The organism is Streptomyces sp. CB02923, from assembly GCF_001905005.1.
In the GTDB taxonomy this organism is placed as follows: domain Bacteria; phylum Actinomycetota; class Actinomycetes; order Streptomycetales; family Streptomycetaceae; genus Streptomyces.
The window spans coordinates 1065801-1078927 of the sequence record NZ_LWKZ01000001.1; the positions used below are offsets into that span (position 1 = coordinate 1065801).

Annotated in this window: 12 protein-coding genes and 1 pseudogene; 7 read left to right on the forward strand and 6 right to left on the reverse strand. The window is 73.1% G+C overall.

Annotated elements, in window-relative coordinates; genetic code table 11:
• Positions 1-27: 27 nt before the first annotated feature.
• Positions 28-783 (forward strand): decaprenylphospho-beta-D-erythro-pentofuranosid-2-ulose 2-reductase, encoded by a 756-nt coding sequence (locus A6A06_RS04545; protein ID WP_073759020.1) that lies wholly within the window; start codon positions 28-30, stop codon positions 781-783.
• A 93-nt stretch (positions 784-876) separates the two neighbouring features.
• Here A6A06_RS04545 and A6A06_RS04550 read toward each other — a convergent pair whose 3' ends face one another.
• Both A6A06_RS04550 and trpS read right to left on the reverse strand, forming a co-directional pair.
• Complete coding sequence (locus tag A6A06_RS04550; protein ID WP_073759022.1) at positions 877-1458, reverse strand: 2'-5' RNA ligase family protein; 582 nt, start codon at positions 1456-1458, stop codon at positions 877-879.
• A 151-nt stretch (positions 1459-1609) separates the two neighbouring features.
• Positions 1610-2620: a tryptophan--tRNA ligase gene (trpS, locus tag A6A06_RS04555; protein ID WP_073759803.1), complete on the reverse strand. Its 1011-nt coding sequence runs from the start codon at positions 2618-2620 to the stop codon at positions 1610-1612.
• A 248-nt stretch (positions 2621-2868) separates the two neighbouring features.
• Between trpS and A6A06_RS04560 the strand changes: the two genes are divergently transcribed.
• Complete coding sequence (locus tag A6A06_RS04560) at positions 2869-4281, forward strand: cytochrome P450 family protein (RefSeq protein ID WP_242440556.1); 1413 nt, start codon at positions 2869-2871, stop codon at positions 4279-4281.
• Here A6A06_RS04560 and glyA read toward each other — a convergent pair.
• Complete coding sequence (glyA, locus tag A6A06_RS04565; protein WP_073759024.1) at positions 4245-5522, reverse strand: serine hydroxymethyltransferase; 1278 nt, start codon at positions 5520-5522, stop codon at positions 4245-4247. The genes A6A06_RS04560 and glyA overlap by 37 nt on opposite strands.
• Before the next feature lie 280 nt (positions 5523-5802).
• Here glyA and rocD point away from each other — a divergent pair, with 280 nt between their 5' ends.
• Entirely contained in the window at positions 5803-7020 is a 1218-nt protein-coding gene (rocD, locus tag A6A06_RS04570) for an ornithine--oxo-acid transaminase (protein ID WP_073759026.1), read from the forward strand.
• Positions 7021-7096: 76 nt separating this feature from the next.
• On the opposite strand, the gene A6A06_RS04575 is transcribed toward rocD, so the two are convergent.
• Both A6A06_RS04575 and A6A06_RS04580 read right to left on the reverse strand, forming a co-directional pair.
• Complete coding sequence (locus A6A06_RS04575; protein WP_073759806.1) at positions 7097-8281, reverse strand: glutathionylspermidine synthase family protein; 1185 nt, start codon at positions 8279-8281, stop codon at positions 7097-7099.
• Between the two features lie 106 nt (positions 8282-8387).
• Positions 8388-8789, reverse strand: coding sequence for a hypothetical protein (locus A6A06_RS04580; protein ID WP_073759029.1), 402 nt, complete (start codon positions 8787-8789; stop codon positions 8388-8390).
• 126 nt (positions 8790-8915) lie between these two features.
• On the opposite strand from A6A06_RS04580, the pseudogene A6A06_RS04585 reads away from it, so the two are divergent.
• Positions 8916-9761: pseudogene (locus tag A6A06_RS04585) on the forward strand (hypothetical protein); the annotation flags it as partial.
• Between the two features lie 141 nt (positions 9762-9902).
• Here the strand turns inward: A6A06_RS04585 and pdxR are convergent.
• On the reverse strand, positions 9903-11336 hold the full coding sequence (pdxR, locus tag A6A06_RS04590; RefSeq protein ID WP_073759031.1) for a MocR-like pyridoxine biosynthesis transcription factor PdxR: 1434 nt from the start codon (positions 11334-11336) through the stop codon (positions 9903-9905).
• A gap of 47 nt (positions 11337-11383) precedes the next feature.
• On the opposite strand from pdxR, the gene A6A06_RS04595 reads away from it, so the two are divergent.
• From A6A06_RS04595 to A6A06_RS04605, 3 genes are read left to right on the forward strand one after another with little or no spacing between them, the layout of a single operon-like run.
• Positions 11384-11854 carry a carboxymuconolactone decarboxylase family protein gene (locus A6A06_RS04595; protein WP_073759033.1) on the forward strand — a complete coding sequence of 157 codons (471 nt, stop codon included), beginning with the start codon at positions 11384-11386 and terminating at the stop codon, positions 11852-11854.
• Positions 11854-12318 carry a carboxymuconolactone decarboxylase family protein gene (locus A6A06_RS04600; protein WP_073759035.1) on the forward strand — a complete coding sequence of 155 codons (465 nt, stop codon included), beginning with the start codon at positions 11854-11856 and terminating at the stop codon, positions 12316-12318. Before A6A06_RS04595 ends, A6A06_RS04600 begins: the two co-directional genes overlap by 1 nt.
• Positions 12315-13058, forward strand: coding sequence for an isocitrate lyase/PEP mutase family protein (locus tag A6A06_RS04605; RefSeq protein WP_073759037.1), 744 nt, complete (start codon positions 12315-12317; stop codon positions 13056-13058). The genes A6A06_RS04600 and A6A06_RS04605 overlap by 4 nt, the downstream gene beginning before the upstream one ends.
• Positions 13059-13127: the final 69 nt, after the last annotated feature.

Genomic DNA, 13127 nt, shown 5'->3' on the forward strand with positions numbered 1-13127 from the left:
CACCCGCCCACTCCCCCAAGGACCCCCATGAAGGACGCCTTCGGCTCCCCCCAGTCCCTCCTGATCCTCGGCGGCACCTCCGAGATCGCCCTCGCCACCGCCCGCCGCCTGGTCGCCCGCCGCGCCCGTACGGTCTGGCTGGCGGGCCGCCCCTCCCCCGCCCTGGAGGACGCGGCCGGGCAGCTGCGCGCGCTGGGCGCCGAGGTCCGTACGGTGCCCTTCGACGCGCTGGACACCGGCGGCCACGAGGAGGCCCTCGGCAAGGTCTTCGCGGAGGGCGACATCGACGTGGTGCTGCTGGCCTTCGGTGTCCTGGGCGACCAGGCGCGCGCGGAGGCCGAACCGGCCGTGGCGGTGCGGATCGCGCAGACCAACTACACCGGCGCTGTCTCCGCGGCCCTCGTGTGTGCCCGGTCGCTGCGCGTCCAAGGGCACGGTTCGCTGGTCGTACTGTCCTCGGTCGCGGGCGAGCGGGCGCGGCGCTCGAACTTCGTCTACGGCTCCAGCAAGGCCGGTCTGGACACGTTCGCGCAGGGGCTGGGGGACGCGCTGTACGGGACGGGTGTGCACGTGATGGTGGTACGGCCCGGGTTCGTACGGACGCGGATGACGGCGGGCCTGGAGCCCGCGCCGCTGGCCACGACGCCGGAGGCGGTCGCGGAAGCGGTCGAGGCGGGGCTGCGGCGGCGCAGCGAGGTGGTGTGGGTGCCGAGGGCGCTGCGGCCGGTCATGGCCGTACTGCGGCATATGCCACGGGCAATCTTCCGGAGGCTGCCGGTGTGAGACCGCCGGTGTGAGACCACCGCCGGGACCGCCGGGACAACCAGGACAACCGGGACCGCGCAAGCCGCCCCCGGCATCCGGCGGGCCGGAGCGCTACCGGGTCGGCGTGGGCGGCCGGGAGAGATCCGCCTGCCGCGGCACACCGGAGGCGGGCGCCCCGAACGGGTACTCCCGCTCCAGCCGCCACACGCCGTCCTCCCCCTGCTCATAGAGCGCGAACCCGCCGATCGTCCAGGCGGCCTCGAAGTCCTTCAGCGCCACGAACGCCTGGTCCATGGCCTCTTCGGAGATCCCGTGCGCGACGGTCACATGCGGGTGGTACGGGAACTGCAGCTCACGGGCGCAGGGCCCGGACGCGGCACGGACCCGCTCCTGGAGCACGGCGCACTCCGCCTCGCCCTCGGCCAGCTTGACGAAGACCACCGGGGACAGGGGCCGGAAGGTGTCCGTGCCCTCCAGCCGGAGCCGGAAGGGGCCGAAACCCGCGGCGACCTCGGCGAGGTGCTCCTCGATGGCGGGCAGATCCTCCGCACGGGCCTCCGTGGGCGGCAGGAGGGTGATGTGCGTGGGGATGCCGTGTGCGTGAGGGTCCCCGAAGCCCGTGCGCTGCTCCTGGAGGAAGCTGCCGTACGGCTCCGGGACCGCGATCGAAACGCCGAGCGTTACGGTCCCCACTGCGTTCTCCCTCCTGAAGCTGTCGTCGGCCCCGGATGCCAGTGTGCCGGGTGGGCCGTCCCCGCGGCGACTGTCCTTGGTCCCGTCGTACCCGGGCCCGACGGCCCTGTACGGCGGCGGACCGGGGCGCGCCGGGCCCCGGTCCGGCCGGTCAGTGCTTGGCGGGCAGGAACCCGATCCGCTCGTACGCCGAGGCCAGGGTCTCGGCGGCGACCGCGCGGGCCTTCTCGGCACCCTTGGCCAGGATCGAGTCCAGCGTCTCGGGGTCGTCCAGATATTCCTGCGTACGGTCCCGGAAGGGTGTGACGAAGTCGACCATGATCTCGGCGAGGTCGGTCTTGAGGGCGCCGTACATCTTGCCCTCGTACTTCTTCTCCAGGTCGGCGACGGACTCGCCGGTGAGCGTGGAGTAGATCGTCAGCAGGTTGGAGACGCCCGGCTTCGCCTCGGCGTCGTAGCGGATCACCGTGTCGGTGTCCGTGACCGCGCTCTTGATCTTCTTGGCGGAGGACTTGGGCTCGTCCAGGAGGTTGATGATGCCCTTGGCCGACGAGGCCGACTTGCTCATCTTGACCGTCGGGTCCTGAAGGTCGTAGACCTTGCCGGTCTCCTTGAGGATGTACGGCGCCGGGACGGTGAAGGTGTCGCCGTAGCGCCCGTTGAAGCGCTCGGCGAGGTCGCGGGTCAGCTCGATGTGCTGGCGCTGGTCCTCGCCCACCGGGACCTGGTGGGCCTGGTAGAGCAGGATGTCGGCGATCTGCAGGATCGGGTACGTGAACAGGCCGACGCTGGTGCGGTCGGCGCCCTGCTTGGCGGACTTGTCCTTGAACTGCGTCATCCGGCTGGCCTCGCCGAAGCCGGTCAGGCAGTTCATGACCCAGGCGAGCTGGGCGTGCTCGGGGACGTGGCTCTGGACGAAGAGGGTGCAGTGCTCCGGGTCGAGGCCCGCGGCCAGCAGCTGCGCGGCGGCCAGGCGGGTGTTTGCGCGCAGCGCCACCGGGTCCTGCGGCACGGTGATCGCGTGCAGGTCCACCACCATGTAGAAGGCGTCGTGGGACTCCTGCAGGGCCACCCACTGGCGGACGGCGCCGAGGTAGTTGCCGAGGTGGAAGGAGCCGGCGGTGGGCTGAATCCCGGAGAGTACACGCGGCAAACGCTGCATGGCGGAGCCATCCCCCTGAGGGCGGTGGTGGGCGACGGACGGGCGGTCGAGAGCCATGGGCTCATTCTCTCAGGTCCGCGGACGGGACCGGCGCGGGGCCGGGCAGCGACGGGGGCACCGGGGGTGGCGGACCGGGCGCGCGGCGGCGCCCGGAGGGGCGCACGGGGTGCCCGACCGGGCCTCGTACGGCCGCCGCCGGGCGCGTCCGCCCTCTGTTCCCCGCACACCGGAGCTGGAACCGTGGGTCCATGACCGAAGCCGATGCCCCTTCGTCCGGTACGGCACCCGGATCAGCCATGAAATCGTCCCCGACGTCCCCACCGCCCCAGCCCACCCCACCCTCCTCATCGTCCCCATCGCCCTCACCGCCCCCGCCGTACCGCTTCGACCCCACCGGAGCCGGTCAGCGCGAGGCCGCCCGGGAGTTGCGGGCCCGCGGCCCCGCCGTGCCGGTGGTGCTCCCCGGCGATGTCCCCGGCCACGCGGTGACCCGCCATCACGCCCTGCGCGACTTCCTCACCCACCCGGAAGTGGCCAAGAGCGCCTGCCATTTCGCCGCGCTGCGCGAGGGCCGTATCCCGCCCGGCTGGCCGCTCACCACCTTCGCGACCGTGGACGGGATGACCACGGCCGACGGCGCGGACCACCGGCGGCTGCGGGAGCCGGCCGTCAAGGCCCTGTCGCCCCGGCGGGTGGCGGCGCTGCGGCCGCGGGTGGAGCGGCTGACCGCCGAGCTGCTCGACGGCCTGCCCGCCCTGGCCGCGCAGGGCGGCGGGACGGTCGATCTCCGGCAGGCCTTCGCCTACCCGCTGCCCATGCGGGTGATCTCCGAACTCATCGGCGTGGACGAGGAGTTCCGGGACCGGCTGCACGAGCTGTCCGGGCTGGTCGTGAACACCGACATCGACCCGGAGGCGGCGCTGACGGCCAACCGGGAGCTGGTCGCGGTCCTCGGGCAGGTCGTGGCGGCCCGCCGCGCGAAGCCGGGCGACGACCTGACCAGCGCGCTCATCGCGGCATGTGACGAGGCGGATGCCCGGCTGAGCGAGAAGGAGCTGATCGGCACCCTGCTGCTGATGATCGCCGCGGGGCACCAGACCACGCTCGACCTGATCACCAACGCCGTACGGGCCCTGTGCGCGGACCGCGACCAGCTGGACCTGGTCCGCTCCGGGCGGGCGGACTGGGCGGGCGTGGTCGAGGAGACGCTGCGCCACGACAGCCCGGTGGCCAACTTCCCGTTCCGCTATCCGACCCGGGATCTGGACGTCGGCGGCACGGTCGTCCCCAAGGGTGCGCCGGTGCTCGCCTCGTACGCGGCGGCCGGGCGCGATCCGGAGGTGTACGGGCCGGACGCGGACCGCTTCGACGTGACGCGGCGGCCCGCCGTCCGGCATCTGTCCTTCGGGTACGGGGCGCACGTCTGTCCGGGCGCGCCGCTGGCCCGGCTGGAGGCCGGTGTGGCGCTGCGGGCGCTGTTCGCCCGCTTCCCGGACCTGGCCCTGGCCGTACCGGAGGCGGACCTGTCGCCGCTGCCCACCTTCGTGGGCAACAGCGTCACGGAGCTTCCGGTACGGCTGGGCCGGGACCTCGGCGCGGCGGACCCGCCGCGGCCGGCGGCCGGTCAGGACGGGTCGGAGACCAGGCCCGGCGCCGGGTAGGCGCCCATCAGCTCGGCCACCTCGGACCGGATCGTGGCGAGCGCCGCCTCGTCACCCGTGCCCGCGGCCGTCACGCCCCGGGTGATCCAGTCGGCGACCTGCGGCATGTGCGCGGTGCCCAGGCCGCGTGAGGTCAGCGACGGGGTGCCGATGCGGATGCCGGACGGGTCGAACGGCTTGCGGGTGTCGTACGGGACGGTGTTGTGGTTGACGACGATGCCCGCCCGGTCCAGGGCCTTCGCGGCGATCTTGCCGGGGACCTCCTTGGGGGTGAGGTCCATCAGGATCAGGTGGTTGTCCGTGCCGCCGGAGACCAGGTCGAAGCCGCGGGCCAGCAGTTGTTCGGCGAGGGCCGCGGCGTTGGCGACGACGGCGTGCGCGTAGTCGCGGAAGGACGGCTGCGCGGCCTCGTGCAGGGCGACCGCGACGGCGGCGGTGGTGTGGTTGTGCGGGCCGCCCTGGAGACCGGGGAAGACGGCTTTGTCCAGGGGCTTCGCGTACTGCTCGCGGGACATCAGCATGGCGCCGCGCGGGCCGCGCAGCGTCTTGTGGGTGGTGGTGGAGATGACGTCGGCGTGCGGCACCGGTGAGGGGTGCGCGCCGCCCGCGACCAGTCCGGCGATGTGCGCGATGTCGGCGACCAGGACGGCGTCCACCTCGCGGGCGATCTCCGCGAAGGCGGCGAAGTCGATGGTGCGCGGCACGGCCGTACCGCCGCAGAAGATCAGCTTCGGGCGCTCCTTGAGGGCGAGGTCGCGCACCTCGTCGAAGTCGATACGGGCGGTGTCGGCCCGTACGCCGTACTGGACGCCGCGGAACCACTTGCCGGTGGCCGAGACGCCCCAGCCGTGCGTGAGGTGGCCGCCCATCGGGAGCGCCATGCCCATCACGGTGTCGCCGGGCTCGGCGAAGGCCAGGTAGACGGCGAGGTTGGCGGGTGATCCGGAGTACGGCTGGACGTTGGCGTGCTCGACGCCGAAGACGGCCTTGGCGCGGTCGGCGGCCAGGCGTTCGACAAGATCGATGTTCTGCTGGCCTTCGTAGTAGCGACGGCCCGCGTACCCCTCGCTGTACTTGTTCTGCAGGACCGTACCGGTGGCTTCGAGCACCGCGGTGGAGACGTAGTTCTCGGAGGGGATCAGGCGCAGCGTCTCGGCCTGGAGGCGCTCTTCGGCGCCGACCAGGGCGGCCAGTTCGGGGTCGGCGGCGGCGAGGGCGGGGTGGGGCAGGGGATGACTCATGAGGTCCTCCGGGGCGATCGGGTCGGCGGGCTTACCGGTCGTGCTCCCGGGGTGCCCAGGCGGGCGGCACCTCGTGGTGTGGCCGTCACCACCCACCGGCACCTCGCGGTGGGCCGGTGGTGAAGAGCCGCGCGCCGCTCCCTCGGGGTCGCTTCCCCGTGCGCCAGTCGCGGTGCGCGGAGCCAGTCTATCGGGGGGTGTCCGAAGCAACCTTTCTTCGCATACCGTCCGCCCAACGGGATTTTCTTGCCCGGGATCGCCCGCATACCGAACGGAGTCAATGGTGACCCCCACGACGTCCACGGAACGCAGCATCGCCGTCGCCGAAGCCCACAGCGCGCACAACTACCACCCGCTTCCCGTCGTCGTGGCCTCCGCCGAGGGGCCCTGGATGACGGATGTGGAAGGCAAGCGCTACCTGGACATGCTCGCCGGGTACTCGGCGCTCAACTTCGGCCACGGCAACCGCCGTCTGATCGAGGCGGCCAAGGCGCAGCTGGAGCGGGTGACGCTCACCTCGCGCGCCTTCCACCACGACCGGTTCGCCGACTTCTGCACGCAGCTCGCGGAGTTCTGCGGCATGGAGATGGTGCTGCCGATGAACACCGGGGCCGAGGCCGTCGAGACGGCGGTCAAGACCGCCCGCAAGTGGGGCTACCGGGTCAAGGGCGTCCCGGACGGCCGAGCGAAGATCATCGTGGCGGACAACAACTTCCACGGCCGGACGACCACCATCGTCTCCTTCTCCACCGACCCGGAGGCGCGCGCCGACTACGGCCCGTACACGCCGGGCTTCGAGATCGTGCCGTACGGCGATCTCGCGGCGCTGGAGGACGCCGTGGACGACGACACGGTGGCGGTGCTGATCGAACCGGTCCAGGGCGAGGCGGGCGTGCTGATGCCGCCGCCCGGATATCTGCCGGGCGTACGGCGGTTGACCCGCGAGCGCGGTGTGCTGTTCATCGCGGACGAGATCCAGTCGGGCCTGGGCCGCACCGGCCGGGACTTCGCCTGTCAGCACGAGGACGTCGTGCCGGACATGTACGTGCTCGGCAAGGCGCTGGGCGGCGGCATCGTGCCGGTGTCGGCGGTGGTCTCCTCGCGCGAGGTGCTGGGCCTGCTGCGGCCGGGCGAGCACGGTTCGACGTTCGGCGGGAACCCGCTCGCGTGCGCGGTGGCGCTGGAGGTCCTCGCGATGCTGCGGACCGGCGAGTACCAGCAGCGCGCCACGGAGCTGGGCGAGCACCTGCACCACGAGCTGGGCCTGCTGGTGGGCGGCGGCGCGGTGGACGCGGTGCGCGGGCGCGGGCTGTGGGCCGGCATCGACATCGACCCGGCCCTGGGTACGGGCCGGGAGATCTCGGAGCGGCTGATGGCGCGCGGTGTGCTGGTCAAGGACACCCACGGCAGCACGATCCGGCTGGCGCCCCCGCTGGTCATCACCAAGGAGGACCTGGACTGGGGGCTGGACCAGCTGCGGGCGGTGCTGGGCGGGTGACCGGCCGCCGTGCCCCCTACAGGCCGTAGGGGGCACGCCTCACGGGATCACCGAGGCAGGTCGCAGGGCGCACGCCTCACAGAATCACGTGCGGCAGGAAGCGCGCGTACTCGTCCGTGACCAGCCCCGCCGACTCCCGGATGCCGAGCCCCGCCGCCTCGTCCTCGACGACCCACGCGCCGAGCACCACCCGGTTGCCGCCGAAGTCGGGCAGCGGGGCCAGTTCCTGGTAGCAGCACGGCTCGTCGCGTACGTCGGGTGCCGCGCCCGGCCGGTGGACGGTGACGCCGGCGCCCTCGCGGCCGAGCAGCGGCTTGGCCACGTACCCGGGCCCGTCAGCCAGTTCGCGCGGCCCGTCGAGGTAGGCGGGCAGCAGGTTCGGGTGGCCCGGGTACAGCTCCCAGAGGACCGCGAGGAGGGCCTTGTTGGAGAGCAGCATCTTCCAGGCCGGTTCGATCCACAGGGTGGTGCCGGTGCCGCCGCCGTTGTCGAGGGTGTCCAGGACGTGCGGACCGAACGCGTCGGTCGCCAGCCACTCCCACGGGTAGAGCTTGAAGCAGGCCCGCATGAAGCGCAGCCGCTGGTCGACGAAGCGGCCCGTGAGGCTGTCCCAGCCGATGTCCTCGACGGGGATCGCCACCGTCTCCAGCCCGGCCTGGCGTGCCGTCTCCTCCAGGTAGGCGACGGTCATGAGGTCCTCGCCCAGTTCGTCGCCGGCCGAGTGCGCGAAGTGCACGGGGGCGCCCGGCGGCAGCAGTCCGGCCTGTTTGCGCCAGGCGTCGACGAGCCGTTCGTGCAGCGAGTTCCACTGGTCGGCGCCGGGGAACCGTTCCTCCATCCAGAACCACTGCGGGCCCGCCGCCTCGACCAGCGAGGTCGGCGTGTCCGCGTTGTACTCCAGCATCTTGGCGGGCCCGGTGCCGTCGTAGCGCAGGTCGAACCGGCCGTAGAGGCTGGGAAGTTCGGCGCGCCGGTGCCAGGACTCGGCGACGAGGTCCGCCAGCCGACCGTCCTCGATGCCGAGGTCGGCGAAGCGCCGGTGCTCGACGATGTGCGCGGCGGCGGCCAGGCACATGGTGTGCAGTTCCTCGACGGTCTCCTCCAGTGCCTCGACCTCGGGCAGCGAGAAGGAGTAGTAGGCGCTCTCGTCCCAGTACGGGCGCAGCGAGTCGTCCGGGTAGCGGGTCAGCGGGTAGATCAGGCCCTGCGCCTCGACGGTCTGCTGCCAGCCGGGACGCGGCTGCGTGGTGTGCCGTTTCACGTGGAACACCCCCCGAAAATCCCTGTCGTTCGCCCGGAGTCACCCGTCGTCAGCCCGACGCCCCTCGCCATCCCCCCGGCGCCTCTCGTCGTCCATGGCACCGCCGTCACCCGCCGCTGGAGCCGGAGCAGCCGAAGCCGCCGCGGTTGACGGCCGTGCTGTGGCTGAAGGTTCCGGAGTCGGCGTACCGGCCGCTGGTGTCGGAGCCGTAGTACCACTGGCCGTCGACCTTCTGGCCGCGCCCGGCGGTGCCCTTGTTCTTGCCGTACGACGACCCCGTGCCGCCCGTACTGCCCGTACCGCTCGACCCGCTGGAACCGCTCCCGCTCTTGCAGGACTTGGAGTCGATGACGCGGTAGCCCTTGACCGCGTCGTAGCTGTTCCGGTCGACGCAGCGCTTGTCGGGCTCCGAGCCGCAGGAGGTCAGCGCTGCCGCCAGCGCTCCCATGCCGCCCAGGATCACCGTGCTCGACCGCAGTCTCCGCCGGGCCTTCGTGTGCTCTGCCATCCCTTGCCTACCCCCGTACATCCGTGGCAACAGTTTTCAGCCACGCCAGCCTAAAGGCCACGGCCCGCGCCACCGCAACGGGCCCGCACGGAGCACCGGGCCTACAGTCGATGTGTGCTGCTTGGGATGATCTGTGCGCTCGGTTCGGCGGTCTGCTTCGGTACCGCGTCGGTTCTTCAGGCGGTGGCGGCCCGCGCCACCGCGCCCGGGACCGGTTCGGGGTCCGGTGTGGACCCCAGACTGCTGCTGCGCGTCCTCGGCCAGTGGCGCTATCTGCTCGGCCTCGCCCTGGACGGCTGCGGCTTCCTCCTCGAACTGGTGGCGCTGCGCTCGCTGCCGATCTACGCGGTGGGCGCGGCCCTCGCCGCCAGTCTCGCGGTGACCGCGGTCGTCGCCGTACCGCTGCTGCACGTGCGGCTCAGCCGCGCCGAGTGGGCGGCCGTGGCGGTGGTCTGCGGCGGGCTGGCCCTGCTCGGACTCGCCTCGGGGGCGGAGGGCGAGGGTACGGGCTCGACCGCCCTGCGCTTCGGCGTGCTGGCCGTCGCGCTGGCGGTCCTGGGCTGGGGCGCGCTGGCCGGACGGCTGCCCGGCCGGGCGCGGGCGGCGGCGCTGGGGCTCGGCGCCGGGTTCGGCTTCGGGGTCGTGGAGGTGGCCGTCCGCCTGGTCCCCGACCTGTCGCCAGGGGCGCTGGTGTCCAATCCCGCGACGTACGCCCTGCTCGTGGGCGGCGGCGCGGCCTTCCTGCTGCTGACGTCGGCCCTCCAGCGCGGCTCGGTGACGGCGGCCACGGCGGGCATGGTCATCGGCGAGACGCTGGGGCCCGCGCTGGTCGGCGTCGTCTGGCTCGGCGACCGTACCCGTGCCGGTCTGGCTCCCCTGGGTATCGCGGGATTCGCGCTGGCGGTGCTGGGCGCGCTCGCGCTGGCGCGCTTCGGCGAGGCCCCGGAGACGCCGGGGGCGGCAGAGGTGCCGGGGGCGGCAGAGGTGTCAGGTGCGGCGGAGGTGTCGGGTGCGGCAGAGGTGTCAGGTGCGGCGGAGGTGTCGGGTGCGGCAGAGGTGTCGGGTGCGGCGGAGTCTGCCGACGCGACGCCCGGGGAACCGGCCGCGAGCGGCCTACGGCGCGGGCGGCAGGACCCGTAGCAGCGCTTCCAGAGCCCCTGCGAAGGCGTGGTCGGGCGGCCTGCCGTACGTCACGACCAGCCCATCGCGCGGCGCCGCGCCCTCCGCTTCCGCGCGCGCGGGGTGCGCGAAGGAGGCCAGGCCCTCCAGGGCGAGGCCCTGCCAGAGGGCGGCCTGGACGACGGACTGCTCGGTGCCGGGCGGCAGTTCGAGTACGACGTGCAGGCCCGCCGCGATGCCGCTGACCCGGATGTGCGGCGCCTGTTCGGCCAGCGCGGCGACGAGCTGGTCGCGGCGGCGCCGGTAGCGCAGCCGCATGCCGCGTACGTGCCGGTCGTACGCGCCCGACGCGAGGAACTCGGCGAGGGTCAGCTGTTCCAGGGCGCCCGTCTGCCACTCCCCCGTGCTCTTGAGGGCGAGCACGGGGTCGACGAGGTGGTCGGGGAGCACCATCCAGGCCAGCCGCAGCGCGGGGGCGAGGCTCTTGCTCGCGGTGCCGAGGTAGGCGACGCGGTCGGGGTCCAGCCCCTGGAGGGCCCCCACGGGCTGCCGGTCGTACCTGAACTCGCCGTCGTAGTCGTCCTCCAGCACCAGGCCGCCGCTGGAGCGCGCCCAGTCGATGACGGCGGTGCGGCGGTCCGGGTGCAGCGGTACGCCGGTGGGGAACTGGTGCGCCGGGGTGAGGAGCGCCGCCCGTACGCCGGGCAGGTCCGTCAGCCGCTCCGGGTCGGCGCCGTGCCCGTCGACCGGGAGCGGGGCGGTGCGCAGGCCGGCGCGGGTCAGCACGTCGCGATGGAAGCGGAGGCCGTACGACTCGGTGCCGATCCCGCGGACGCCGGTGTCGCGCAGGACGCGGGCGAGCAGGCCGAGGCCCTGCATGAATCCGGTGCAGACGAGGACGTGTTCGGGGTCGGTCCGTACGCCGCGGGCGCGGGCCAGGTAGTCGGCGAGCACGGTGCGCAGTTCCGGGCGGCCGAGTGAGGGGCTGTAGCCGAACGCTTCGCTGGGGGCGGCGGTGAGGGCGCGGCGGGCGGCGGCGAGCCAGGCGGCGCGGGGGAAGCCGGAGACGTCCGGGGTGCCGGGCCGCAGGTCGTAGCGCGGGCGGTCGGGCAGCCGGGGCGGGGCGGCGCGCCGGGCGGGCGGTGCGGCGCGGGACGGTGCGGCGCGGCGGGCGACGCGGGTGCCGGAGCCCTGCCGGGCGCTGAGCCAGCCTTCGGCGACCAGCTCGGCGTACGCGTCGGCGACGGTGTTGCGGGCGATGCCGAGGTCGGCGGCGAACGTGCGGGAGGAGGGCAGCCGGGTGCCGGGCGCCAGGCGGCCCGTCCGGACGGCTTCGCGCAGGGACCGCATCAGAGAGGCCCGCAGCCCGCCGGGACCGGCGAGGTCCAGGTGCAGGTCACGGCCGAAAGTGGCCCAGGAATCGTCCATACGAATGGACCATACCGGTGCGCCAATGGGGGCGTAGCGTCACTGGCATGACGACGAACACACAGCACGGTCACCACCGGCCACGGATCGCCATCGCGCCGAACGCGCCCGAGGTCTACAAGGCGATGGTCGCCCTCGACGCGGCGGCCAAGAAGGGCCTGGACCCGGCGCTGGTCCACCTGGTGAAGATCCGCGCCTCGCAGATCAACCACTGCGCCTTCTGCATCGACATGCACATCAAGGAGGCCCGCAAGGAGGGCGAGACCGAGGAGCGCGTCTACCTCCTCAACGCCTGGGAGGAGGCCGCCGGGCACTACACCGCCAAGGAGCAGGCCGCCCTCGCCCTCACCGAGGCCGTCACCGTCCTCACCGACGGATTCGTGCTGGACGCGGTGTACGAGCGTGCCGCCGCGCACTTCGACGAGGCCGAACTGGCCCAGCTCATCGCACTGATCACCACCATCAACGCGTGGAACCGCTTCGGCGTGACCACCCGCATGACCCCCGGGCAGGCATGATGACGACCACCACCGGCACGGCCCGGCTCGATTTCTACAAGCGCGCCCCGGGGATCTACCAGCCCCTGCTGAACGCGCACCTCGCCGCGAAGAAGGGCCTGGGCGACGACGTCCTGGCCGAGCTGGTCCTGATCCGCGCCTCGCAGATCAACCACTGCGCGTTCTGCCTCGACATGCACGTCAAGGACGCGCAGAAGGCCGGCGTGTCCGAGGAGCGCATCCACCTCCTCAACGCCTGGGAGGAGGCCACCGGGCACTACACCCCCAAGGAGCAGGCCGCCCTCGCCCTCACCGAGGCCGTCACCGTCCTCACCGACGGATTCGTACCGGACGCGGTGTACGAGCGTGCCGCCGCGCACTTCGACGAGCGCGAACTCGCCCACCTGATCTCCCTGATCACCACCATCAACATGTGGAACCGCATCAACGTCGCGATCCGCCAGCCCATCGGAAGCCTGTCGTGAGCGGTGCGGCCCTGCGCGCCCTGCACCACGGCCGGGCGGCGGACGATCCGCTCGTCCTGCCCGGCCCATGGGACGCGGAGAGCGCGCGGATCTTCGCGGCGGCCGGCTTCCCGGCCCTGGCCACGCCGAGCGCCGGAATCGCGGCGTCGCTCGGGTACGCGGACGGCAGCACGCCGCCGGACGAGATGTTCGCGGCGGTCGCCCGGATCGTACGGGCCGTGGACGTACCGGTGACGGCGGACCTGGAGGCCGGGTACGGGCTGCCCGCGCGGGAGCTGGTGGAACGTATCGCCGCGACCGGCGCGGTGGGCTGCAACATCGAGGACAGCGACCACCGCACCGGGACGCTCACGGACACCGGGCGGCAGGCGGACCGGCTGGCGGAGATCCGGGCCGCGGCCGGGGGCGATCTGGTGATCAACGCCCGTACCGATGTGTTCCTGCGCGGTGCGGGCGGCGACACGGACCTGGCGGAGCAGGTGGCGGAGGCGGTGCGGCGCGGGCTGCGGTACGCCGCCGCGGGCGCCGACTGCGTCTATCCGATCCTCGCGCCGCCGCAGGTCCTGCGGGAACTGGCGGACCGGATCGGACTGCCGGTCAACGCCATCGCCGTACCGGGCGGTCCGGCCCCGCGCGAACTGGGTACGGCGGGCGCGTCCCGGGTCACCTTCGGGGGCGGGCTGCACCGGCGGGCGATGGACGGGGTACGGGCGGTGGCGGAGGCGCTCCGTAACGGCTGACGGGCTGAACCGGCTGAGCGGCCGACCGGCTGAGCGGCTGAGCGACTGAGCGACTCTGCGGGGGTGGTG

Excerpts from the sequence above, each read along its gene's own strand:
- A6A06_RS04595 (WP_073759033.1), top strand. The coding sequence starts at position 11,384 with ATGACGACGAACACACAGCACGGTCACCACCGGCCACGGATCGCCATC.
- glyA (WP_073759024.1), bottom strand. The coding sequence starts at position 5,522 with ATGAGTCATCCCCTGCCCCACCCCGCCCTCGCCGCCGCCGACCCCGAA.
- A6A06_RS04545 (WP_073759020.1), top strand. The coding sequence starts at position 28 with ATGAAGGACGCCTTCGGCTCCCCCCAGTCCCTCCTGATCCTCGGCGGC.
- A6A06_RS04580 (WP_073759029.1), bottom strand. The coding sequence starts at position 8,789 with ATGGCAGAGCACACGAAGGCCCGGCGGAGACTGCGGTCGAGCACGGTG.
- trpS (WP_073759803.1), bottom strand. The coding sequence starts at position 2,620 with ATGCAGCGTTTGCCGCGTGTACTCTCCGGGATTCAGCCCACCGCCGGC.
- pdxR (WP_073759031.1), bottom strand. The coding sequence starts at position 11,336 with ATGGACGATTCCTGGGCCACTTTCGGCCGTGACCTGCACCTGGACCTC.
- A6A06_RS04600 (WP_073759035.1), top strand. The coding sequence starts at position 11,854 with ATGACGACCACCACCGGCACGGCCCGGCTCGATTTCTACAAGCGCGCC.
- A6A06_RS04560 (WP_242440556.1), top strand. The coding sequence starts at position 2,869 with ATGACCGAAGCCGATGCCCCTTCGTCCGGTACGGCACCCGGATCAGCC.
- rocD (WP_073759026.1), top strand. The coding sequence starts at position 5,803 with ATGGTGACCCCCACGACGTCCACGGAACGCAGCATCGCCGTCGCCGAA.